Here is a 23601-nt window from a genome sequence, read left to right on the forward strand (position 1 = left end):
GGGTTGGGAGCGCTACCCACCTGAATCGGCCCGGCAGGCCGGACTCCCCAGTCGAGCCCGGGTCCCGGTGGGGTCGCGTGCGGGCGCAGCGATGGCGCGGGTGGCCGAGGGTGCTGGGTCTGTGGGTCCGCGAGGTTGGGGACCGTGTCTGTCGGATGCGTTCGCTGGGGGTGGTGGTCCGATGGTGGACTGGGGAGGGTTTTGCCCCGGATCGGGCGCAAAACCCTCCCCGGTCGGCAGGACCGGACCCGCTGGTCTGGTGATTCGTCACGAGTACACGCCGCCGACGACAGGCAACCGGCTCAGATCCGGTGAACAATCACCCACACATCTGGCATGAGAGCCGGATAACCCCGCAGACAGTTGCTGCCAGGTCGGGTTGTCACTGTCCCCGGTTGCCACCCGTGGACCGGGGAGGATTGCCCTCCCGAATCGACCAGAAATCCTCCCCAAGACGGTCACCGGCCGCCAGTGCGGCGTTTCTGTCACGCCCCCGCGCCGGCCAACTGGGTGCGGCAGTCAGCGCTAGAAGAGCGTGGGAGGATCGGTCTCGATGGGCTCGGGCAGCGGGTCGAGCCCGGGCATGCGCGAGCGGACGTCGGAGTGGAACCGGCGGGCCAGCTTGAGCGCCTCCACGTTGTCCGGGGTGTGCAGGAAAACGGTCGGCGAGCGGCCCTCACCGAGCCAACGAACGACCAAGTCGACGAGGTAACTCCACCCCTCCACGGTCTGCCGTACGTCGTCCCGGCCGATGTAGCGCACGATCGGATGAGCGGTCAGCGCGCGAGTACGGCGTACCACTCGAGGCTTCTTCATCCACGCATCGCGTTCGGCGAAGCTGGTCGGGCGGTGCTGGAAGAGCGTGACGGTGTCGAAGGGGATCCATTCCGCATCGACCCGCGCCAGGACCTGTTCGAGGTTGGCCGCAACGCGGGGATCGTCGAAGAAGGCGCGGTGCCGGACTTCGACGGCGTACCGATACCCCTCGGGCGCCTTGTGCAGGAAGGCGGCGAGTGCGCCCAGGTCAGTGGGGGAGAAGGCCGCCGGCAGCTGGATCCACAGGGCGTGGTTGCGAGAGAACAGCGGCTCGATCGCGGTGAGGAAGGCCCGGAGTTCAGGCTCGACGTTGGTCAGCCGTCGCTCGTGCGTGATCAGTTGGGGCAGTTTGACCACGAAGCGGAAGTCGGGCGGGGTCTGAGCGGCCCAGTTCGCGACGGTCGCGGGAGACGGGGTCGCGTAGAAGGTGGTGTTGCTCTCGACGGCGTTGCACCACGAGGCGTACCAGCGCAGCTTCTCCCGCGACGGTTGCGGCCAGCCAGGGTGAGTCCACTGCGCACACCCCACATGCAGCCGCATGACGACCAAACCTACAAAACAGTCCCGCAGCCGGCCGAAGCCTACTGCGGGACCGTCAGGACGACGAGGTCAGCGCTCGACCTCGCCGCGGATGAACTTCTCCACCAGGTCGCGGCAGACGTCGTCGGCGTACTGCTCCGGCGGGGACTTCATGAAGTACGACGACGCGGACAGGATCGGGCCGCCGATGCCACGGTCCTTGGCGATCTTCGCGGCGCGGATCGCGTCGATGATGATGCCGGCCGAGTTCGGCGAGTCCCAGACCTCGAGCTTGTACTCCAGCGACAGCGGGACGTCGCCGAAGTTGCGGCCCTCGAGCCGGATGAACGCCCACTTGCGGTCGTCCAGCCAGGCCACGTAGTCGGACGGGCCGATGTGCACGTTGCGCTCGTCGATCTCGTCCCGCAGCTGCGAGGTGACGGACTGGGTCTTGCTGATCTTCTTGGACTCCAGCCGCTCCCGCTCGAGCATGTTCTTGAAGTCCATGTTGCCGCCGACGTTCAGCTGGTAGGTCCGGTCGACGGTGACGCCGCGGTCCTCGAACAGCTTGGTCAGCACCCGGTGCGTGATGGTCGCGCCGATCTGCGACTTGATGTCGTCGCCGACGATCGGGACGCCGGCCGCGGTGAACTTGTCGGCCCACTCCTTGGTGCCCGCGATGAACACCGGCAGCGCGTTCACGAACGCGACACCAGCGTCGATCGCGCACTGGGCGTAGAACTTCGCCGCCTGCTCCGAACCCACCGGCAGGTAGCAGACCAGCACGTCGACCGCAGCCTCGCGCAGCGTGGCGACCACGTCGACCGGCTCGGCGTCGGACTCGGTGATGGTCTCGCGGTAGTACTTGCCGAGGCCGTCGAGGGTGTGACCGCGCTGGACGGTGACACCGGTCGGCGGCACGTCGCAGATCTTGATCGTGTTGTTCTCGCTGGCGCCGATCGCGTCGGCGAGATCCAGGCCGACCTTCTTGCCGTCGACGTCGAAGGCGGCGACGAACTCCACATCGCGGACGTGATAGTCGCCGAACACGACGTGCATCAGACCGGGGACGCGCTCGGTGGGCTTGGCGTCCCGGTAGTAGTGCACGCCCTGGACGAGCGAGCTGGCGCAGTTGCCGACGCCGACGATCGCTACGCGGATCGAGGTCATCTGGGGTCTCCTTGGGTAGGCGGGTGGTGCTGGTCAGGGGGCCGCTGTTGCCGCCGCTCGCCGTCGATCAGTTCGTTCAGCCAGCGGACCTCGCGCTCGGCCGACTCCAGGCCGTGCCGTTGCAGCTCGAGGGTGTAGGCGTCCATCCGCTCGGCGGTCCGGCTCATCGCTGCCCGGAAGTTGGCCAGCCGCTCCTCCATCCGGGCCCGGCGGCCCTCGAGGATGCGCAACCGGGTGGCCGGATCGGTCCGGCCGAAGAACGAGAACCGGACGCCGAACGTGTCGTCCTCCCACGCCGACGGGCCGGCATCGTGCATCGCGTGCGCGAAGTGGTCCTTGCCGTCGGCGGTGATCGTGTAGACGATCTTGGGCCTGCGACCGGACTCCGGCGTACCGGGGTCGGCCGTGATCAGGCCGTTGCGGAGCATGGCCTTCAGGCACGGGTAGAGCGAACCGAACGACAGCACGCGTCCCCAGCCGAACTGGGCGTTGACGCGCTTGCGGAGCTCGTAACCGTGCATCGGCGCTTCATGCAGCAGACCGAGTACGGCGAGCTCCAGGACCCCACTGCGGTTTCCCATGACCCACCTCCCTCGGTCTAGTTTGTCATGACCTGATGTATCGACTCGATACATCGCGCTGCCACTGTAAGCAGATTGGAGACCTGTGGACAAGACCTAACAAAGTGGCCATTTGTCACCTTGCTTCCCGTACACGCCGGGAAACCTGTCACGTCAGCCGTCGATCTGCGTTAAATCAGCTGACACAGAGCCGTGGTCCAGGAGCGGAGGGTGATGGCCGACAACCATGGGAAGCATGTGAAGCAGGAGCTCGAGCGGGAGGGCCCGCTGGCCCGGACCGCGCTGCGGTTCACCGCCTTCACCGAGAAGTGGCTGCCCGACGCGTTCGGGTTCGTCCTGGTCGGCACTTTCGTGGTGCTGCTCTTCGGACTGGTCACCGGCGAACCGCTGATGGCCCGCCCCGACGATCCGGCCGCGACCAAGGGCTTCGGCCTGGTCGATGCCTGGGGAATCGGATTCTGGTCGCTGATCACCTTCACCCTGCAGATGGCGATGATCATCATCGGCGGGTACGCCGTCGCGACCAGCGGACCGGTCGCCCGGTTGATCACCCGGCTGGCGCGGATCCCCAAGAGCCCGCGGGGCGCGGTCGCGTTCGTCGCCGCGGTCGCGATGCTGGCGTCGTACCTGAACTGGGCCTTCAGCCTGATCTTCGCCGCGATCCTGGCCCGCGAGGTCGCCCGCAACGTACCGAAGGCCGACTACCGCGCGCTGGGTGCCATGGCGTTCCTGGGCCTGGGCACCGTGTGGGCGCAGGGACTGTCCGGCTCCGCCGCGTTGCAGGTCGCCAGTGCGAGCAGCAGTCCGGCGCCGGTGCAGGAGGTCATCCGGGCCGGCGGACGGGCCAGTGGGCTGATCCCACTCAGCGACACCATCTTCACCTGGCAGGCACTCGTCGCGACCTTCTTCGTGTACGTGGTTGGCGTCGCGATGGCGTGGTTCATCGCGCCGGGCGAGGACAACTCGCGGACGGCGGAACACCTGGGTATCGAGTTGAGGCCGCTCATCGGCCGGGGCTCGGCGTACAACGGCGGGCGGGACGGTGAGAAGCGCAGGCCGGGGGACTGGCTCGAGCACTCGCCTCTGTTCAGCCTGCTGATCGTGCTGCTCGGTGTGGTGTACCTCGTCCGCTACTTCGACGGGAAGAGCTTCTTCAGCGCGCTCGACCTGAACACGGTCAACCTGATCCTGTTCCTGCTCGCGCTGCTGCTGCACTGGCGGCCATGGCGGATGGCCCGGGCTGTCCGTGACGGCGCTCCGGCGGCGGCCGCCGTACTGCTGCAGTTCCCGCTGTACGGCGGCATCTTCGGGATGATCGCGTATACCGGTATCTCCGCGCGGCTGGCCGGTTGGTTGGTGCAGGCAAGCAACCAGTTCCTGTTCCCACCGCTGGTGGCGATCTACTCCTGCATCCTCGGCATCTTCGTGCCCAGTGGTGGCAGCAAGTGGGTGATCGAGGCGCCGTACGTACTGCAGGCCGCGAACGAGCTCCAGGTGGACGCGGGCTGGATGGTGGTCGTCTACGACCTGGGCGAGGCCAGCGCGAACCTGCTGCAGCCGTTCTGGATGCTTCCGACGCTCGCCATCCTCGGGCTCAAGGCCCGCGACATCATGGGTTACACGTTCACCATGTTCCTGGCCTGCTTCCCCGCCGCCCTGATCGCCGTGACTTTGCTCGCACCCCATGTCACCGGGTAATCGCTTGCCGCGAGGCGGGAAAGATCTCGGTAAGGCTCGTTCCCGGTGCATCGCGACGTGACCGGCGGGCTTGTTACCATCCGGAGCGGATTCGGGGCCGTTACCACACCCACCGTAGTCTGTGGGGCAATGACTTCCGCGAGATCGTCGAGGATTGCACTGTGAGTGAAGCTCGTAGAAAGGCCGTACCCGTCCGGCGCAAGAGACACTGGGCGCTCCGGGTCCTCGGCTGGCTCCTCGCTCTGTTCTGCCTGGGCATCATCTGTAGCGTCGCCGCATTCTTCATCGTCTACCAGACGACGAAGATCCCGGACACGAACAAGGAGTTCGCGACCAACACCACCACGGTGTACTTCTCGGACCGCTCGCACGAGATCGGCCAGTTCTACGAACAGAACCGCCGGTCGGTGCCACTGGCGCAGATCCCGAAGCACGTCCAAGACTCGGTCATCGCGGCCGAGGACCGGACGTTCTGGACCAACCCGGGAATCTCCCCGTCCGGTATGGCCCGGGCAGCCTTCAACATCGCCAGGGGCGAGCAGCTCCAGAGTGGTTCAACGCTGACCCAGCAGTACGTGAAGATCATGTACCTGACTCAGGAGCGGACGGCGTCGCGGAAGTTCAAGGAACTGTTTATCGCCACCAAGCTGAGCCGCTCCGAGGACAAGAAGAAGATCCTCGAGGGCTACCTCAACACCATCTACTTCGGTGAGGGTGCGTACGGCGTCGCTGCCGCCGGCCAGGCGTACTTCAACGTGCGTGACCCCAAGGACCTGAAGATCGACCAGGCCGCGCTGCTCGCCACGGTGCTGAACAATCCGACCGTCTTCGACCCGGACGACAAGTCCGCCGCGACCCAGAAGCGGATCCTCGGGCGGTACCGGTACGTCCTGGACGGGATGCGTCAGATGGGCACGATCACCGACGCCCAGTACGCCGCCTACAGCAAGCAGCTCCCGAAGCTCAACAAGCCGCAGAAGAGCAGCCGGTACAAGGGTTCGAAGGGCTTCCTGCTGGACATGGTCCGCAAGGAACTGGTCAAGAGTGGATTCACCGACGACGAGATCGTCGGTGGCGGCCTGAAGGTCTACACGACGATCGACCTGAAGGCGCAGGTCGCGGCCAACGACGCGGTCTTCAGCAAGAAGCAGCCAGGCAACGCGAGCGAGCTGCACATCGGTCTGGCGTCGGTTCGGCCTCAGACCGGTGAGCTGGTGGCGGTGATCGGTGGTCCGGACTACCTGAAGAGCCAGATCAACTGGGCGACGGCCAAGGCCAGACCCGGTTCGTCGTTCAAGCCGTTCGCGGTGGCGGCGGCGCTCAAGGACGGGAAGACCCTCGAGGACACCTTCGAGGGTGACGGGCCGATCGAGATCCGCGGCGGCAAGTACGACAACGAGTTCGGTGAGGACTACGGCCGGGTGAGCCTGCTGTCCGCGACCGAGCAGTCGATCAACACCGCGTTCTACGACCTGGTCGACCGGCAGATGGAGAACGGCCCGGAGAAGGTCAGCGACGTCGCCGAGGCGGCGGGCATCCCAAAGATCCCTGCGGCTGACCGGGACGCCCCCGCTCTGGTACTCGGTCCGAACGCCTACGCGTCGCCGGTCGACATGGCGGGCGCCTACTCCGTCTTCGCGAACCAAGGCCAGCGGACGCCGGTGCACATGATCGCTGAGGTGCGTGACTCGAAGAACGTGGTCAAATTCTCGGCCAAGTCGAAGTACAAGCCCGTCCAGGCCCTCACCCCGGAGATCGCGAACACGACGAGCTACGCGCTGCAGCAGGTCGTGGAGGACCGGAAGGGCACCGGCCGGAAGGCGCAGGAGATCGACCGCCCGGCCGCCGGCAAGACAGGTACCGCCGGTGGTATGTCCATCGACCACCGCCGGGCGAACGCGAAGTGCAAGTGCGAGAAGTACAAGGAAGGTGACGACACCCTCACCTCGTGGTGGGTCGGCTACACACCCCAGCTGTCCACAGCCGTGCTCTACCGAGCCGGCAAGGAGGGCGAGTCCGACCTCGACGCGTACACCGACGAGAACGCGTTCTTCGGTGGTGACTACCCGGCGCAGACCTGGGTCGACTACATGTCCGAGGCGATGAAGGGTCAGCCGGTCGAGGAGTTCCCAGAGCCGTCCGACGACAACATGGGAACGCCGACGCCGACGTACACGCCTCCGCCTTCGTCGAACACGCCCCCGCCGTCGTCGAACACGCCTCCGCCGTCGTCGAACACGCCGCCGCCGTCCACGAAGACACCACCGCCGTCGAACAAGCCCAGTAACACGCCGACGAAGACCAAGCCGACCAAGTCGAACACGCCTGTCTGGCCGCCCATACCCACCGGCGGCCCCTCGACTGAACCGACCGATACGCCACAGACACCTGGCGAAGGGCAATAGCTCTGACCGGCGGCACCCACCCGGGTGCCGCCGGTTGCTTTTGGGATGGGGCACCATGGGGGCGTGAGTCGGGCTCGGGTGGGTTTCGTGGGGTGCGTCTGTGTTTGAGCGGGCGGCCGGAGAGCAGCGACCCGAGAAACCCGGCAAGGCGCGGCGGGCCCGGGTCGACGAGGTGCGTTGGCAGCGGTGGATGCCGGCTGCGATGACCCGGGAGGTGCTCGGGTGGTGGCTGGTCACGCGGGCGGCGCTGATCCTGCTGTCGATCTCGGCGCCGTTGCTGTTCAACCGGGGTAACGAGTACCCGAACGTCTGGCGCGCGTGGCTGCAGTGGGATGTCTGGCACCTGAAGGCGGTCGCCGAGTTCGGGTACGACAACGGCGAGCCGTCCGGGGCGCCGCTGGCGGCGTTCTTCCCCGGTTTCCCCGCGCTGGTGCGTCTGGTGAGCTACACCGGGATCGGTTATGTTGCCGCAGGCATCGTGGTGTCGGCGGTCGCCAGTGCGATCGCCGGGGTGTACCTCGCGCGGCTGGCTCAGTACGAGTTTCCGGAACTGCGGAACCTCGGCCCGAACGCCGCACTGGTCTGGTTCTCCGCGCCGGTCGGCGTCTTCCTGGCCGCCGGTTACACCGAGGCGTTGTTCTGCGCCTTCGCGTTCCCGGCCTGGCTGGCGGCGCGGCAAGGTCGTTGGGCCCGGGCCGCGATCCTGGTCGCGCTGGCGTCGACCGTGCGGGTGTCCGGGATCTTCCTCGCGTTCGCATTGGTCGTGGAGTTCGTCACCTCGAAGAAGCGGGACTGGCTGTCGCTGCCGTGGCTGGCATTGCCGGCCGTCCCGGTGCTCGGCTTCATGGCGTACCTGAAGCAGATCCACGGCTCCTGGTTCGCCTGGCAGGAGGCGCAGGAGAAGGGCTGGGCGCGCGAGTTCACCTGGCCGTGGACCTCGATCATGCACACCGTCGAGGCCGCGACGAGGGGCCACTTCGCCGGCGAACGCAGCGACTGGACCTGGATGTTCCGGGCTGAACTGGTCACGCTGGGCGTCGGTCTGCTGCTGCTCGCCTGGTTGTTCTGGCGCCGATCCTGGGGTGAGGCGGCCTGGGTGGCCGCCACCGTCGGCGCGTTCTGTACGTCCTTCTGGATCTACTCGCTGACCCGCGCGACGCTGCTGTGGTGGCCGCTCTGGATCGGCCTGGCGGTCCTCGTCCAGCGAAAACCGTGGCTCGGCCGCGTCTATCTCGGCCTGGCCATACCCTTGGCCGCGATCTGGGCGGCGGCATTCTTCACCGGCCGCTGGTCAGGCTGAGTAGTTCTGCTCAGGTACGGCGACCGCCCGCACGCATAGCGTGATCGTATGGACACCCAGTTGCTCGGCAAGAGTCTGCTGCAGGCGGTGCTGACCGGCCTGGTGGCGGCGTTCGCGTTCGAGGTGATGGTGCGGACCGGTGCACCGCTGTGCGCGCCCTCCGCGGATCACTGCGTGGTCGACCTGCTGGGCGAGTTGTTCACCGTGCAGATCGGCGGTCTGGCGATGGCGCTCGCGCTGCCCGTGTTCGCCCGGCGGGCCGGTCTCGGCTGGACCGCCACCGTGGCGGCCGGCGCGGCAGTGGTGGCCCTCAATCTGGTCTGGTTCGCGGGCGTCACCTGATCGGTGTCCGGCATGTGGACACTTTGCGCCAGAGGCAACCCTGCGGACGGCTCGTACGTCGTTAGGGATGAAGGGGTGGCAGTCCGGGCGGGGACCGCCACCCCTCCTCAATTGCCCGGCGGAACCTCTCAGGGGCAGGCTCCGCAGGAGAACGTCCAGCAGGGGCGGCGGCGCCAAGCCGCCGCCCCGCTGATTTTTACCCGTAGTTCCGGTCGATCGACTGCGACGGCGTCGGGCTGGGCTTGGTCTCGGCCACCCGCTTCTCACTCGGGTGCGTCCCGGGCTCGACCCCCTTCAGCGTCCCGAGCAGCTCGATCTCGGCCAGGGTGACGCCCTCGGTCCCGGCCGGCGTCAGCACCAGCCGGTACTGGGTGTAGGCCTTCGGCGAGGCGATGCTGAACGATCGGGTGTACGACGCCCAGGCCCATTCCTCGCCGGTCCGACGATCCACCGGCGACCACGTCGTCCCGTCGTTCGAGCCCTCCAGGACCCAACCGGACGGTGCCGTGCCGGTGGCGCCGCTGGTGAGCGTGTACATCCCGACCGGACGGCCCTGCGGTAGCGCGACCGTGATCGTCGGCTTCGCCCCGGTCAGCGTGACCTGGGTCTTCGCGTTGTCGTCGGTCAGCGCGGTCACGTCCTGACCACCGGCTCCGATCACCGCACCCTCGTCCGAGGTCGAGTCCTGCCAGGTCCTCGGGTCCTCGCCCGGGGTGGTGATCGACGGCGGCGCGTCGTTGCGCCCGCTGCCCCACTTCGACGGCTTGTCGGTCAGCTCGAACTCGATCTTGCCGCCGTTCGCGATCAGGTCGTGCGGGAGTGCGGTGGAGGTCCACTTCTTCCCGTTCACCCGGACGCCCTTGACGTAGACGTTGCGCGCATTGTTGCCCGGTGCACTGATCACCAGCTTCTTGCCGCCGGCCAGCCGTACCGTCGCCTTGGTGAACAGCGGCGACCCGATCGCGTACGTCGGAGCACCCACCTGCAGCGGGTAGAACCCGAGCATGCTGAACAGGTACCACGCGGACATCTCGCCGTTGTCCTCGTCACCCGGGTAGCCCTGCCCGATCTCGGATCCCAGGTACAACCGGGACAGCACCTCGCGCACCTTCTCCTGCGTCTTCCACGGCTGACCCGCGAAGTCGTACATGTACGCGATGTGGTGCGACGGCTGGTTGCTGTGCCCGTACTGACCCATCCGTACGTCGCGCGCCTCGAGCATCTCGTGGATCGTGCCGCCGTACCCGCCGGTGTGCAGGGCATCCTCCGGCGTACTGAAGAACTCGTCGAGCTTCTTGGCCAGGCCGTCGCGGCCGCCGTAGATGGCGGCCAGGCCGGCGCCGTCCTGCGGGGTCGAGAACGCCATGTTCCACGCGTTGGTCTCGGTGTAGTCGTGACCCCAGTCGCGCGGGTCGAAGGTGCTGGACGAGTGGCCCCAGACACCGTCCGGTCCCTTGCCCTGGAAGAAGCCGATCGCCGGGTCGAACAGGGTCACGTAGTTGCGGGCCCGGTTCAGGTAGTACTTGTAGTTGTCCAGGTACTCCTGCCGGCGCGGGTCGTTCTTCTTCGCGGTGTCGTACAGCCGCTTCGACATGTTCGCAATGCCGAAGTCGTTGATGTAGCCGTCCATGGACCAGCTGAAGCCCTCACCGGTGGTGTTGGCCGTGTAGCCGTTGAACGTGGACAGGTCGAGACCCTTGCGGCCGACGTTCTGCGACGGCGGTACGACGGCCGCGTTCTTGAGCGCCGCGTCGTACGTCGCCTGGACGTCGATCCCCTTGATGCCCTTCAGATAGGCGTCGGCGAACGCGACGTCGGAGCTGGTGCCGACCATCAGGTTCGCGTAGCCGGGGGACGACCAGCGGGAGATCCAGCCACCGTCCTTGTACTGCTGGACGAACCCGTTGACCAGATCGGCGGCGGAATCCTGGGCGAACAGCGAGTACGCCGGCCACACGGTCCGGTAGGTGTCCCAGAAACCGTTGTTCACGTACGTCTGGCCGGCCACGATCTTCGAACCGGTCGTGGTCGGGGTGTCCGCGCCGACCTTCGGCGACGTCGGAGAGGCGTACCTGATGACCGGCTTGGAAGCCGTCCCGGTGTTCTCCGAGCCGTTGTTCGGGTAGAGGAACAAGCGGTAGAGGTTCGAGTAGAGCGTGGTCAGCTGGTCGGCCGTCGCACCCTCGACCTCGATGGTGCGCAGCTTCGCGTCCCACAGCCGCTGGGCCTCGTCCTTGACCCTGCCGAACTTCGATTCGGCCGGCAGTTCGAGCTCGAGGTTCCTACGAGCCTGTTCGGTGCCGATCAGCGAGGTCGCGATCCGCAGCTGGACCTGGGTGACTTCCGGGTCGAAGGAGAAGTAGCCGCCGACATTGGCGCCGCCGCCGTTCGACAGCTTGCCAGAGGCAACCACCTTCTGGTCCACCACGCCGTACACGAAGAGTCTTCCGGCGCCGGTGGACAGGCCGCTCTTGACGTCGCTGAAGCCGGTGACGACGCCGGTGTCCGGGTCGAGCGTCAGGCCGCCGTTGTTGTTGACGTTGTCGAACACCAGCGACGCCTTGCCGGCCGGGAACGAGAACCGCAGCAGCGCGGCATGGTCGGTCGGTGCGATCTCGGCCGCGTTGCCGTTGTCGAACGTGACGCCGTAGTAGTACGGCCGGGCGATCTCGTTGTCGTGGCTGAACGACCAGGCCCGCGCCTTGCGGTCGGCCGTCGGCGTTGTCGCGATCGAGGGCATTACCTGGAACGTCTGCCGGTCACCCATCCACGGGCTGGGCTCGTGGCTGATCGACAACGCCTGGATGGTCGGCTTGTTGGCCTCGTTGTTGCCCTTGGCGTAGTCGTACAGCCAGGACGTCGAGCCCGCGTTGGTGACCGGCGTCCAGAAGTTGAAACCATGCGGTACGGCGGTCGCCGGGAAGTTGTTGCCGCGCGAGAAGCCACCCGTCGAGTTCGTCCCGCGGGTCGTGATCGCCAGGTCCGACGGGTGCTTGGCCGCGGTCTTCTGGGCGGCCCGGTCGGGGTTGATCGCGGCGGCGATCCGGATGTCGTCGATCCAGCCGCGGAAGTCGGCCGGGCCGGACGGCTTGTCGTAGCCGACCAGGATGCGAGTCACCGTCTTACCCGCCGCGACCTTGCCGAGGTCGGCGTCGATGTTGTTCCACTGGTTGGTGGACAGGCCCTTGGCGTCACCCTGGCCGCGCGGGCTGAGCTCGAAACCATGGTGATCGCGAGCCTTCAGGTCGCTGAGGTACGTCCCGTCCGAGAACGCGAGGTCGAGTGCCGCGAACGTACTCGGGTAGCTGAGGTCGCCCTCGGTGTGCTCTGGGAAGATCTTGTACGACAGCCGGGTGTCCCTGCCGATCTTCAGGTCGACGTCGGCAATCTTGTTCCAGGTGTAGCCACGGCCCTCGGCGGTCTGGTGGCCGGCGTACCGGAACGACTTGACGCCGGTGAAGCCGACCCGGGCCCGGGCGTTGTAGGCGCTGCTCGGGCCGGAGTCCAGCCGCGACTCCGCGGTCGGGCCGGGTGGCGGCAGCGGGGCGCCGTTCGACAGGTACCAGTCGGCGAGCTGGACGATGTTCTCACCGTGGTTCAGCGTGATGTCCAGCTTGAAGAACTTGTACGGCGTCTCGTTCGAGAAGCTGTACTCCTTGGTCTGGAAGCGGTTCTCGAAGCCCTCGCCGGTGCGGGTGTCCAGCGTGGTCCAGGTGGTCCCGTCGTTCGAGCCCTGCACCGTCCAGTTCCGCGGGTCGCGGCCGTCGGCGTCGTTGGCCGAGGTCAGCGCGTACTTGCGGATCACCACCGGGGCCGAGGTCTCGTAGACCAGCCAGCCGGTCGGCTCGAACACCAGCCACTTGGTGAACTTGTCCCCGTCGGCCGCGTTGGTGGCGATCTCACCGCTGCCGGTGGTCACCTTGGTGACCTTGTCCATCTCGCTGCCGCCGATACCGGTCGGCGTAGGGCCGCGGACGCCGTCGGCGCGCGGTTTCCCGTCCGGGCCGGTCTCGACGGTGTCGGTGTAACCGGGTTGCGGCTGACCCGGCTCGAACGAGGTGAAGAACGACGAACCGGTCACCACCGGCTGCTCCTCTGTAGTGGGTGGGACGGCCTGCGCTGACGTCATGGCAGACGACATTGTCACAAGCCCGAGCGACGCGACGAGCCCCAGTGGGCGGCGGAGATTCATCCACGCTCCTTCCACGGCTGAGACCGGCGCGCGGCCGCCGCCACCGGGAACCACACAGCCTCCCCGCGACACCAGCCGCCCGCCAGTGGGTTCTACGCGGCCCCGATGACAAGGTTGTCAGCCCGCGTTCGGGGCGATCCTGCCCATCATGGTCACCCCGGGTCAAGGGTTCGTCGCACACCGTTCGCCCGTGTCCCGCGATTGGTCGCCCGGCGGTAGGTTGAACGACATGGACGAACGAGTGCTGGTGACCGGAGCCTCCGGGTTCATCGGGCGGGCCGTGGTGGCCGCCCTGCGGCAGCGGGGTGTCCTGGTGACCGCCGTGGACCGTGAGCCGCCGGACCCGTCGTGGGACGACGGCGTCCACGTGGTCACCGGTGAGCTGTCGGACCAGGAGACCTGCGTCTCCGCCTTCGAGACCCGGCCGGCCGCCGTGGTCCACCTGGCCGCGCTGACCTCTGTGCTGAAGTCCGTCGACGCTCCGATGCAGACCTTCGCCCAGAACGTGACGATCACCCAGGTCCTGATGGAGCTGTCCCGCGGCAGTGGTGTGGACCGCTTCATCCTCGCCTCGACCAACGCCGTCGTCGGCAACGTCGGTACGTCGACCATCACCGCGGACCTTCCGCTCCGGCCACTCACGCCGTACGGCGCGACCAAGGCAGCGTGCGAGATGCTGCTGTCGGCGTACTCGGGCAGCTACGGTCTCGCGACCGCCGCGCTGCGGTTCACCAACGTCTACGGCCCAGGCATGTCACACAAGGACAGCTTCGTACCGCGGATGATGCGGGCGGCGCTGAAGGACGAGGGTGTCCGGATCTACGGCGACGGCAAGCAGCGACGCGACCTCGTCTACATCGACGACGTCGTCGCGGGCGTCCTGCTCGCGCTCGACAAGGCGTACGACGGCCGGGCGATCATCGGATCCGGCCGGTCCGTGTCCGTGCTGGAGATGGTCGAGGCGGTACGCCGGGTGACCGGGCGTCCGGTCCCGGCCGAGCACATCGAGGCGCCGGCCGGGGAGATGCCCGCGGTCGTCGTCGACATCACCAACGACCTCGGCTACGCGCCGACGGTGTCGCTGGACGACGGGCTCGCGCGCACGTGGCAGTACCTCAAAGCTCCGTGAGGCGCGTCCTCCGTACGCACTGGCTGCTCGCCGTCTTCCTGGTCGCGGGCACGGTGCTGCGTGTGCTCGCGACCATTGCCTACCGGCCGGCGATCATCTACACGGACTCGGTGCAGTACCTCAACAACATGGAGGCGCTGAGCCCCAACCAGCTCAATCCCATCGGCTACGACTTCGTCCTGCGGCCGATGGTCGACCTCGGCGGCCTCACCCTCGTCGTGATCGTCCAGCACCTGGTCGGGCTCCTGCTGGGTATCGCCATCTACGGACTGGCCCGCCGGCTCAACGTCTACCGCTGGCTGGCCGCGCTAGCGGCCGCACCGCTCCTGCTCGACGCCTACCAGGTGCAGATCGAGCAGAACATCATGGCCGAGACCACTTTCGACGTACTGCTCGTCGGCATCCTCTGGCTGCTGCTCGGCTGGGGCGTACCCGGTTGGAAGCGTGCACTCGCGGTCGGCCTGATCTTGGGTGCCGCGTTCGCCGTCCGCACCATCGGCCTGACTCTGCTCATCGCAGTCGTGCTCTACCTGGTCGTCGTCGGTGACGCCTGGCGCCGCCGACGTCTCGAGTTGGTACGACGTACAGCCGCAGCCATAGCCGGATTCGCGGTGGTGTTCGGTGCCTACGCGACGTACTTCCACTCGGAGACCGGCCGGTGGGGATTCACCGGTGCCGAGAACCAGGTGCTCTACGGCCGGACCGCTGTGGTCGCCGACTGCGCCAAGCTACCGCTCAACGAAGGCACCAGACTGTTCTGCCCGAAGGAGCCGCTCGGGGAACGGCTCGGCGTCGACAAGTACGCGCACAACCACTATGGCGACCCCAACTGGCCTGGACCGCTGCCGCCCGGCACCACGAAGCAGGAGTTGGCCACGGAGTTCGCCCGCTTGGTCATCCGGCACCAGCCGTTGGATGTCACGTGGGCTGCGCTGAAGGACTTCTTCAAGGGCTTCGCGCCGACGCGGACCACGTCGCCGGACGACGTACCGCTGGAGCGCTGGCAGTTCCAGACCACCTACCCGAACCTCGAGGATCCCAACACCGCCGAGGCCGCGGTGAAGTGGGGCGGGTCGGAGCCGCACGTCTCGCACGCGCCGGCCGTCATTCTGCGCGCTTACCAGTTGAACGGTGGCTATACGTCTGGAACGGTGCTGGGCATCTGCGTTCTGATCGCCTTGGCCGCTGCGGCCGGGCTCGGTCGCGCCAAGACGTCCCGGCTCAGGTCTGCCGCACTGCTGCCTGCGGCCATGGGCGTGATCCTGCTGCTGGGGTCCGCCGCCTTCGAGTTCTCCTGGCGCTATCAGCTACCCGGCCTGGTGTTCTTCCCGCTTGCCGGGGCGATCGGGTTGCGTGCGTTGCTCGGCAAGGATCAGGCCCGGCCCGCGATGGCCGACTACCCGGACGAGGTGGACTCGCTGGCGGTGAAGGACTTCGGCCAGCCGTCGTTCGCACCGATCGTCGTGGTGATCGCCGCCTACAACGAAGCCGGCGGGATCGGCCCGGTGCTGACGAACATGCCCCGCACCTGCGCGGGACTCCCGGTCGACGTCCTGGTCGTCGTCGACGGCGCGACCGACGACACCGCCGACGTCGCCCGCCGGCACGGTGCTTTCGTGTGTGTTGCCCCAAGCAACCGTGGTCAGGGCGCCGCGCTCCGGCTGGGCTACCACCTCGCCGCCGAGGGCGGCGCGCAGTACGTCGTGACAACCGATGCCGACGGGCAGTACGACAACGACGAGCTCGACGTACTGCTGCAGCCGATCCTGGACGACCGGGCCGACTTCGTCACCGGGTCGCGCCGGCTCGGTGCCGAGGACGCGGACAGCCGGCTGCGCTGGGTAGGAGTGCGGGTTTTCGCCGTCCTGGCGTCGATTCTGACCCGGCGGAGGCTGACCGACACGTCGTTCGGCTTCCGCGCGGTGCGGGCCGAGCTGGCGACCGCGGTGACGTTGCGCGAGCCGCAGTACCAGTCGTCGGAATTGTTGCTCGGGGCAATCGCCCTCGGCGCGCGGGTGGTGGAGTTGCCGATGACGATGCGGCGCCGCGGCGACGGGAGCAGCAAGAAGGGGCCCGGCCTGGTGTACGGCGCGAACTACGCGCGAGTGATGACGACTACCTGGCTGCGGGAGTACGTGCTGCGGTCGGCTCGGCTTCGTCCTCGGGCAAAGACCCGGCCCGATTGGCGAACACATACCGATCGAACAGCACGAACTTCAGGATGAACAGCACGCCGTACGTGCCGAGGTAGGAGCCGCTGACCAGGACCGTCTGCCAGACGTGCGAGTCGACCCGGTCCTGGACCAGCCGGTCGGTCACCGTGGTGACGATCGCCGCCAGCACCGCGGACGTCACCACGATGATTGCGTACGGCAACAGATCGCGGCCGGCCGGGCCGCGGTGACCCCAGGTCCAGCGGCGGTTGATCAGGTAGCTCGGCACGGTGCCGGTCACCCACGCGACCAGCGATGCGACCAGGGCCGTCGTACCGAACCAGTAACACAGCGCGAAGGCGCCCTGGCTGAGCACGGTGGCGACCACCGAAGCCGTCGAGTACTTCGCCCACAGCAACAAACGGGTCCGGCGCCGGCCGAAACCGCTGATCACCTTGGTCAGAGTCCCCATTGGGCCTATTGTGCACCTCCACGCCCAACGGTGCCTCGGAAGCGCGAATTCATAGCCAATTGCCAGCTTCTGAGTGGGGCTGGTCACGTTAGGGGAGCGGGTACTCGGGATAGGAAGGACTGTGAAAGCCAACATCCCCAAAGGAAGGCGGCCGAGCCGTGCGCGTACTCGTCCTGGGCGGTGACGGTTACCTAGGGTGGCCGACAGCGCTGCATCTGTCAGACAGCGGCCACGACACGGCCGTCCTCGACAACTTCGCCCGGCGGGGCTACGACCGGGAGTTGGGGGTGCAGAGCCTGGTCCCGATCGAGGATCTCGACACCCGGGTCGCGGCCTGGGAGGAGGTCTCCGGCCGGCGGATCGCGGCGTACGTCGGTGACCTGCTCGACGCCGACTTCGTCTACCGGGTGCTGCGCGAGTTCGAGCCGGACGCGATCGTGCACTTCGCCGAGCAGCGGGCGGCGCCGTACTCGATGATCGACCGTGAGCACGCCGTCTACACCCAGCACAACAACGTGGTCGGCACGCTGAACCTGATGTACGCCGTGGCCGAGACCAACCCGGACATCCACCTGGTCAAGCTCGGCACGATGGGCGAGTACGGGACGCCGAACATCGACATCGAGGAAGGCTGGCTGGAGGTCGAGCACAACGGGCGCAAGGACCGGATGCTCTACCCGAAGAAGCCGGGCTCGTTCTACCACCTGAGCAAGGTGCACGACTCGCACAACCTCGAGTTCGGCTGCCGGGTCTGGGGACTACGGGTGACGGACCTCAACCAGGGTGTCGTCTACGGCCAGCAGACCCCGCAGACCGTGCAGGACCCGCGGCTGGCGACCCGGTTCGACTACGACGCGGTCTTCGGCACCGTGCTCAACCGGTTCGTCATCCAGGCCGTGCTCGGTGAGCCGCTCACCGTCTACGGCACCGGCGGCCAGACCCGTGGACTGCTGGACATCCGCGACACCGTCGAATGCATCCGCCTCGCGGTGGAGAACCCGGCCGACGCCGGTGAGTTCCGGGTCTTCAACCAGATGACGGAGAGCTACTCGGTCAGCCAGATCGCGGAGATGGTCGCGGAATGCTTCCCCGGCCCCGTCCAGGTCGAGCATCTGGAGAACCCGCGGGTGGAGCAGGCCGAGCACTACTACAACGTGAAGCACACCGGCCTGGTCGGCCTCGGCCTGCAGCCGCACCTGCTGTCGGACACGTTGATCGACTCGATGTTCGACATCGTCGCCGCCAACAAGGACCGCGTCGACCAGGCCGCCCTGCTACCCACGGTCCACTGGAAGGGCCACCTCAGAGAGCGCGCTTAGGCCGTGTCTGACGGCGCTGGACCATCAGACACGGCCTAGACGAAGAAGCAGAAGATGTGGCCGACCGGGTCGGCGTACACGCGGACGTCCGACTGGGGCTGGAAGTCCTGCAACCGGGCGCCCAAGGAGGTCGCGTGCTGGTGCGCGGCCTCCAGGTCGTCCACCCTCAAGTCGAGGTGCAGCTGCATCTGCTGCCTGTCGCTCTCACTCGGCCAGGTCGGCGGCTGGTAGTTCCGCTCCAGCTGGAACGACAGCTTGGTGCCGCCGTCCGGGCTGACCGCCGTCGCCCAGGTCTCCTCATCGTCACCGAGCTCCCAGCCGAGCAGCTCGCAGTAGAACCGCGCGAGCTTCCGCGGGTCGGGAGCGTCCAGTACAACTCCTACCAGTGGAATCATTCTTCAGACGCTAACGACGGGCACCGACAAGAAGTGTCGGGAGTACGGCGAGAAACCGGTCCTGCCGGCCACGATCGGCCTGCTCGGCCAGCCAGCCGTCCGCGTCGTCCTGGGTGATCAACGCCTTCTCGACCGCGGCGGCGGCCGCTGCCGCGAGTTGACGCGCCATCACCTCGTGGTCGGTCACCACTTCGCTGTGTACGACGACCTCGACGTCATGGAACCCGGCATCCAGAAGCAGATCCCGCAGACTGCGGGCGGCGCGCGGGGAGACCGACCGGGACTCCAGCCCGAGCAGCACGACATCTGTCAGATCCTGGTCCGAGCTGTCGATCAGCAGGAACCCGTAGTCCTGCCCGCCCAGCACGATGCTTCCGCCCGGCCGGATCACCCGGCGAGCCTCGGTCACGGTCGGGACCGGGTCCTCGAGCAGGTGGAAGAGCCGGACGGCCCGGTAGCCGTCCACCGACGCGTCCTCCAGCGGGAGGGCGTCGGAGTGTGCCAGGTGAAACATCGCCTCGGGCGCCCGCGAGCGGGCCGCCGCGATCGCCTCCGGGTCCGCGTCCACTCCGGTCACCTTCAGGCCGGCCGCTGTCAGCTCGGCGACCGCATGCCCGGCGCCGCAGCCGACGTCGACGCAGGTGGCGCCGCTCGCCAGGTCCAGCAGCCGGTACGACTCCGCCCGGAGCTCCGCCGCTCCGGGCCGTTCCTCGATCCGTTCCAGAAAGCTCATGGTCCCAGGCTGAAACTTCAGGTCCACCTGAAGTCAACCTGTCACATCTCCGCACCTGGATACGTCAGGCTGGGTGGCGGGACGGTCCTGCCGGTGAGTCGACCGAGGAGACCTGGAGATGAAGTTCGCGAAGGCCATCGTCTACGTCGAGGACGCCAAGGCGTCGATCGAGTTCTTCGAGCGCGCGTTCGGGTGGAAGGGGACGTACTGGGACCAGGGAGCCGGCGAGGTGGACACCGGGGACACCAAGATCGTCTTCGCGACCTATGCGGTCGGCCAGAGCCACCTGGCCGAGGTCGGTGCTCCCGGCGCGGTCGGCTTCGAGCTCGGGCTCACCAGCGAAGACGTCGAGGGTGACTTCCAGCGGGCCGTCGACGCGGGCGCCGAGCCGCTGAAGCAGCCGGAGAAGTCGCCGTGGGGACAGGTCACCTCCTACCTACGCTGCCCCGACGGCACCGTCGTCGACCTCGCCTCGCCGGCCTGAGCCGGGCCGAGGCCGTGTCTAATCCATCGACACCTTGTCGAACGCCGTGGTGGTGTAGCGGACGTCGACGCTGACCTCGTCGCCGACCGCGGGGGGCGCCACCGACGACGGCAGGAACAGCATGCTGGCCTGCATGTGCGGCGGCTCGGCGAACCAGCGCTGCTTGCCCTCGATGCTGAACGGCGACAGCGCCATCCCGGCCGCGTCCAGGCTGCCCTTGGCCATCGCGATCGCGCGCTGGCGCACGGTCGCCGCCGCGGTCGGCGCCTCCAGGCCGACGCCGTGCGCCGTTCCACCCGACACCACCAGGATGTGGCCGTCACCGCTGACCCGGCGCTGCCGGTAGCCGACCCGCTCACCGCGGCGGACCGAGTGCACGTCGAGCACGGTGGCCCGCACGGACAGCGCGCCGCGGTCGCCGAGCCAGAGCCCGGTGCCCATCCGCAGCCGTACGTTCTCGCCGATGTCGGCCAGCTTCTGCGCCGGTACGTGCGACACCCAGAGCGGTCCACGCCGCACCGCCTGGGCCGCCTTCCCCAACTCCGCGGCTTCCCGGAGGTTGGCCGACGTACCGCCGGCTCCCATCGGGAAATGCAGTGACCAGCCCTCGAACCGGATCCGGTCGAGTGCGTTCAGCAGCATCGTGTGCCGCAGCTCGCGGGCACCGATACCGTGCCGCCGCATCGAGGTCTGCACCTCGATCAGCACCCGGCTGCCGGCCGGGATCGACACCAGGTCAGCCAGCCGGCTGACCGTGTGGATCACGTTCTTGCTCTGCGGCACGTCGAGGAACGGCCGCCACGGCGTCAGTACGACGATGTCCTCACGAGGATCCGGTGGCACCTCGAAGTACGTGCCGACCGCGACGGTGCGAGCGCCGAGGGCGCGCGCCTCGGCCAGCAGCCGCTGGTTGCCGAAGCCGTATCCGTTGCCTTTCGCGACCGGGATGATGTCGGGGTTCCACGTGGAACGCAGATGTTCGCGCCATCGATCGGAATCGACGTGCAGGACTAGGGGCATGGTGTCAACGCCGTCTCATGTAGAGGTCGAATGCGGTGTAGAGCGCCTTGTTCAACGGCAGATCCCACTCACCGACGTACTCGACGGCCTCGCCGCCGGTGCCGACCTTGAACTGGATCAACCCGACGTGCGGGTCGTTCGGGTCCAAGGTGTCGGTGATGCCCCGTAGGTCGTACACGGACGCACCCGCCGCGAGCGCGTCCGACATCATGCGCCACTGGATCGCGTTCGATCCGCGCACGTCCCGCTTGGCGGTCGAGCTGGCTCCGTAGGAGTACCAGGAATGACCGCCCACCCGGACCCAGATGGTCGAAGCGACCAGATCGCCTTCGTGGTAGGCGTTGTAGATCCGGAAGTCACAGCAATCGGCCGGCTGGTTGGCCATCGCCGCCTGCATCTTCACGAAGTACGGCAGCGGCCGCGGGGTGAAGTGGTCCCGCTCGGCCGTCTCGACGTACAGGGCGTGGAAGGCCTTCAGGTCCTCGGCTCCGCCCTGCGTCACCTCGACGCCGGCCTTCTCCGCCTTCTTGATGTTGCGCCGCCAGAGCTGGTTCATGCCCTTGAGCAGGTCGTCCTGACCGCGGCCGGCCAGCGGCACCTGGAAGACGTACTGGGGCTGTCCGGCGGCGAAGCCCTCACCCGTGCGCGGCGCCTTCCAGCCCAGCGCTCGCAGTTGCGTGGCGACGGTTGCGCCGGACGGCTCGATCACATCGGCCCGGACATCGCCGAGCTTGGGCTGCTGCCCGCCCGCGATCGCGTCCTTGATCGTCTTCGCACCCCACCGCCGGGTCGCCACCGGCGGGCCCATCCGGACGCCGAACGCCCCGCGCTCCTGCAGATGCGACGCGAGCGGGCGCAGGTACCGGCCGAGGTCGATGGCGTCCCAGTCGATCACCGGACCCTCGGGCAGATAGGCCAGGTATCGCTTGACCTTCGGCATCTGCCGGTAGAGCACCAGGCCGGCGCCGACGAGCCGGCCAGGGTCCGCCGGGTCGAACCAGCCGAGTGACTCCGCCTTCCACTCGCTCTTCACCGCCGCCCACCCCGGGGTCTGCAGGAAGCTCGCCGACGGTTGCGCCGCGATGTAGGCACCGTGCTCGTCGGCCGAGATGGTCCGGATGCTCAAGTCACTCACGGTCGGTCAGGTTACCGGCCCGGAGCTTTGAACCGTAGCCGAGCCGGTGAGGCATACCTCCACCTTGAGAAGCCACCGACCATAAATCGCGGCGAAATTTGGTCGGTGGATTCTCAAGGTCGCAGTTCAGCGGGCCAGGAGGTCGAGGGAGAGGTCCCACAAGCGAGTGGCCGACTCCGGATCCAGCGCGTACGCCGAGACACCGCTGTACTCGCTGTCACCGCGGGGCAGGGCCTCGTTGTTGTCCTCGAAGTACCGCCCGGTCACGCCGTCGACGAGCGGCGACGCGGCCAGCAGGACCGAGGTCGACGCGCCTTGCTCGGTGGTCTTCCACGGGAAGTCTTCCCAGACCTTCAGTTGGTCCGCCGACATGTGCCGCTGCAAGGGCGTCCGGATTCCGCCGGGCATCAGCGCGTTGGCGACGATCCCGTCGCTCGCCCAGCGCTTGGCCGCCTCGACGGCGAACAGCACGTTGGCCGTCTTGGACTGCCCGTACGCCGACCATTCGTCGTACGGCCGGCGCTCGAAGTGGATGTCGTCGAACACGACGTCCGAGCGGTTGTGCGCGGTGGAGCTGACCGACACGACCCGGGCGTTGCCGGCCTGTGCGAGTGCTGCGTGCAGGCCGGTCGTGAGGCCGAAGTGGCCGAGGTGGTTGGTGGCGAACTGGTGCTCCCAGCCCTCCGGCGTGCGGGTGAGCGGCTCGGCCATCACGCCCGCGTTGTTCACCAGGATGTGGAGTGGTCCGTCCCAGCTCGCCGCGAACGCCCGGACCGACTCACGGTCGGCCAGCTCGATCGGTGCGACGTACACGTGGTTGTTGCCGGTCGTCTCGATGATGTCGGCCGCGACGCGCTCGCCGGCGGCGGTGTTGCGGACGGCGAGAGTGACCTCGGCACCGGCCGACGCGAGGGCGCGAGCTGTCTCGACGCCGATCCCGGACGCGCCGCCGGTGACGATCGCCCGGCGGCCGGACAGGTCGACGCCGGCAATCACTTCGGCGGCGGTGGAGTCATGGGTGAAGGGGGGTGGTGATTCTGCTCATCAGGTTCGGTCCCGTTCTGCGAGCTAGGCTTTAATCGGAGGATCCTCCGCTAATCTCAGTTAACTGGAGGGACCTCCGGTTATCAAGTCCGATAGGTTCTGGGGTCAAGGAGGGAGGGGAGATGGGCACTGGTGAGCGCCCCCTGCGGGCGGATGCGCAGCGGAACCGGGACCAGATTCTCGCCGCCGCGGCGCGCGCGTTCTCGACCTGCGGGCTCGAGGCGACGCTGGAAGGGATCGCAAAGGACGCCGGCGTCGGAATCGGTACCCTCTACCGGCACTTCCCGACCCGCGAGCTGCTGATCGAGGCGGCGTACCGGAACGAGCTGGCGGCCATCTGCGACGCGGCGCCCGAGCTGCTCGAGACGATGCCGCCCGCCGACGCGCTGCGCGCCTGGATGGACCGCTACATGGACTACATGACGCGCAAGCTCGGGATGGCCGACGCCCTCCGTGCGGTCATCGCTTCCGGCGCGAATCCGTACGCCCAGAGCTTCGAGCTCCTGGTCGGTGCGATCAAGCCGATGCTGGACGCCGGCGCCGCGGCCGGGGACCTGCGATCCGACGTCTCGGCCGACGACGTCCTCATCAGCATCAGCGGGGTCGCGCTGGCCACCGGGAAGAACCGCGACCAAGCCGACCGGGCCCTCAACCTCCTGATGGACGGCCTCCGTTACCGGGGTTCATAGACAGT

The 23601-nt window shown here is 67.6% G+C and carries 19 protein-coding genes; 9 read left to right on the forward strand and 10 right to left on the reverse strand.

Annotated features, from left to right (window positions below; genetic code table 11):
• Positions 1-525: 525 nt before the first annotated feature.
• The 3 genes from AB0F43_RS19665 to AB0F43_RS19675 form a co-directional block, all read right to left on the reverse strand.
• Complete coding sequence (locus AB0F43_RS19665) at positions 526-1356, reverse strand: DUF72 domain-containing protein (protein WP_360478306.1); 831 nt, start codon at positions 1354-1356, stop codon at positions 526-528.
• A 69-nt stretch (positions 1357-1425) separates the two neighbouring features.
• Positions 1426-2505, reverse strand: a complete 1080-nt coding sequence (locus AB0F43_RS19670) for an inositol-3-phosphate synthase (protein WP_360478309.1) — start codon at positions 2503-2505, stop codon at positions 1426-1428.
• A complete protein-coding gene (locus tag AB0F43_RS19675) occupies positions 2502-3086 on the reverse strand; it encodes a PadR family transcriptional regulator (RefSeq protein WP_360478312.1) in 585 nt (194 codons plus the stop codon). The genes AB0F43_RS19670 and AB0F43_RS19675 overlap by 4 nt, the downstream gene beginning before the upstream one ends.
• 213 nt (positions 3087-3299) lie before the next feature.
• On the opposite strand from AB0F43_RS19675, the gene AB0F43_RS19680 reads away from it, so the two are divergent.
• From AB0F43_RS19680 to AB0F43_RS19695, 4 genes are all read left to right on the forward strand, one after another.
• Positions 3300-4784 (forward strand): TIGR00366 family protein, encoded by a 1485-nt coding sequence (locus AB0F43_RS19680; RefSeq protein WP_360478315.1) that lies wholly within the window; start codon positions 3300-3302, stop codon positions 4782-4784.
• A 161-nt stretch (positions 4785-4945) separates the two neighbouring features.
• Positions 4946-7189 (forward strand): transglycosylase domain-containing protein, encoded by a 2244-nt coding sequence (locus AB0F43_RS19685; RefSeq protein WP_360478318.1) that lies wholly within the window; start codon positions 4946-4948, stop codon positions 7187-7189.
• A 100-nt stretch (positions 7190-7289) separates the two neighbouring features.
• Positions 7290-8489 (forward strand): mannosyltransferase family protein, encoded by a 1200-nt coding sequence (locus tag AB0F43_RS19690; RefSeq protein WP_360478321.1) that lies wholly within the window; start codon positions 7290-7292, stop codon positions 8487-8489.
• A 48-nt stretch (positions 8490-8537) separates the two neighbouring features.
• Positions 8538-8831, forward strand: coding sequence for a hypothetical protein (locus AB0F43_RS19695; RefSeq protein WP_360478324.1), 294 nt, complete (start codon positions 8538-8540; stop codon positions 8829-8831).
• Between the two features lie 196 nt (positions 8832-9027).
• Here the strand turns inward: AB0F43_RS19695 and AB0F43_RS19700 are convergent, their stop codons facing one another.
• A complete protein-coding gene (locus tag AB0F43_RS19700) occupies positions 9028-12960 on the reverse strand; it encodes a GH92 family glycosyl hydrolase (RefSeq protein WP_360478327.1) in 3933 nt (1310 codons plus the stop codon).
• Positions 12961-13252: 292 nt separating this feature from the next.
• On the opposite strand from AB0F43_RS19700, the gene AB0F43_RS19705 reads away from it, so the two are divergent.
• Both AB0F43_RS19705 and AB0F43_RS19710 read left to right on the forward strand, forming a co-directional pair.
• Complete coding sequence (locus AB0F43_RS19705; RefSeq protein ID WP_360478330.1) at positions 13253-14152, forward strand: NAD-dependent epimerase/dehydratase family protein; 900 nt, start codon at positions 13253-13255, stop codon at positions 14150-14152.
• Positions 14149-16377, forward strand: coding sequence for a glycosyltransferase family 2 protein (locus tag AB0F43_RS19710; RefSeq protein WP_360478333.1), 2229 nt, complete (start codon positions 14149-14151; stop codon positions 16375-16377). Before AB0F43_RS19705 ends, AB0F43_RS19710 begins: the two co-directional genes overlap by 4 nt.
• On the opposite strand, the gene AB0F43_RS19715 is transcribed toward AB0F43_RS19710, so the two are convergent.
• Positions 16268-16777 carry a GtrA family protein gene (locus AB0F43_RS19715; protein ID WP_360478336.1) on the reverse strand — a complete coding sequence of 170 codons (510 nt, stop codon included), beginning with the start codon at positions 16775-16777 and terminating at the stop codon, positions 16268-16270. The genes AB0F43_RS19710 and AB0F43_RS19715 overlap by 110 nt on opposite strands.
• 158 nt (positions 16778-16935) lie before the next feature.
• Between AB0F43_RS19715 and AB0F43_RS19720 the strand changes: the two genes are divergently transcribed.
• A complete protein-coding gene (locus tag AB0F43_RS19720; protein WP_360478339.1) occupies positions 16936-18096 on the forward strand; it encodes an NAD-dependent epimerase/dehydratase family protein in 1161 nt (386 codons plus the stop codon).
• Positions 18097-18131: 35 nt separating this feature from the next.
• On the opposite strand, the gene AB0F43_RS19725 is transcribed toward AB0F43_RS19720, so the two are convergent.
• Together AB0F43_RS19725 and AB0F43_RS19730 are read right to left on the reverse strand one after the other, a co-directional pair.
• The gene (locus AB0F43_RS19725) at positions 18132-18491 is read right to left on the reverse strand and encodes a VOC family protein (RefSeq protein WP_360478342.1); all 360 of its coding nucleotides are present in this window, start codon (positions 18489-18491) and stop codon (positions 18132-18134) included.
• A 10-nt stretch (positions 18492-18501) separates the two neighbouring features.
• Positions 18502-19224 (reverse strand): methyltransferase domain-containing protein, encoded by a 723-nt coding sequence (locus AB0F43_RS19730; RefSeq protein ID WP_360478345.1) that lies wholly within the window; start codon positions 19222-19224, stop codon positions 18502-18504.
• Between the two features lie 118 nt (positions 19225-19342).
• On the opposite strand from AB0F43_RS19730, the gene AB0F43_RS19735 reads away from it, so the two are divergent.
• Entirely contained in the window at positions 19343-19708 is a 366-nt protein-coding gene (locus tag AB0F43_RS19735) for a VOC family protein (RefSeq protein WP_360478348.1), read from the forward strand.
• Positions 19709-19726: 18 nt separating this feature from the next.
• Here AB0F43_RS19735 and AB0F43_RS19740 read toward each other — a convergent pair whose 3' ends face one another.
• The 3 genes from AB0F43_RS19740 to AB0F43_RS19750 all read right to left on the reverse strand — a co-directional run bounded on the left by AB0F43_RS19740 (position 19727) and on the right by AB0F43_RS19750 (position 22859).
• Positions 19727-20728 carry an alanine racemase gene (locus AB0F43_RS19740; protein WP_360478351.1) on the reverse strand — a complete coding sequence of 334 codons (1002 nt, stop codon included), beginning with the start codon at positions 20726-20728 and terminating at the stop codon, positions 19727-19729.
• 4 nt (positions 20729-20732) lie between these two features.
• Positions 20733-21863 (reverse strand): peptidoglycan bridge formation glycyltransferase FemA/FemB family protein, encoded by a 1131-nt coding sequence (locus tag AB0F43_RS19745; RefSeq protein WP_360478354.1) that lies wholly within the window; start codon positions 21861-21863, stop codon positions 20733-20735.
• A 126-nt stretch (positions 21864-21989) separates the two neighbouring features.
• Entirely contained in the window at positions 21990-22859 is an 870-nt protein-coding gene (locus AB0F43_RS19750; protein ID WP_360478357.1) for an SDR family NAD(P)-dependent oxidoreductase, read from the reverse strand.
• 170 nt (positions 22860-23029) lie between these two features.
• Here AB0F43_RS19750 and AB0F43_RS19755 point away from each other — a divergent pair, with 170 nt between their 5' ends.
• Positions 23030-23596 (forward strand): TetR/AcrR family transcriptional regulator, encoded by a 567-nt coding sequence (locus tag AB0F43_RS19755; RefSeq protein ID WP_360478360.1) that lies wholly within the window; start codon positions 23030-23032, stop codon positions 23594-23596.
• Positions 23597-23601 lie beyond the last annotated feature (5 nt).

The organism is Kribbella sp. NPDC023972, from assembly GCF_040639075.1.
In the GTDB taxonomy this organism is placed as follows: Bacteria; Actinomycetota; Actinomycetes; order Propionibacteriales; family Kribbellaceae; genus Kribbella.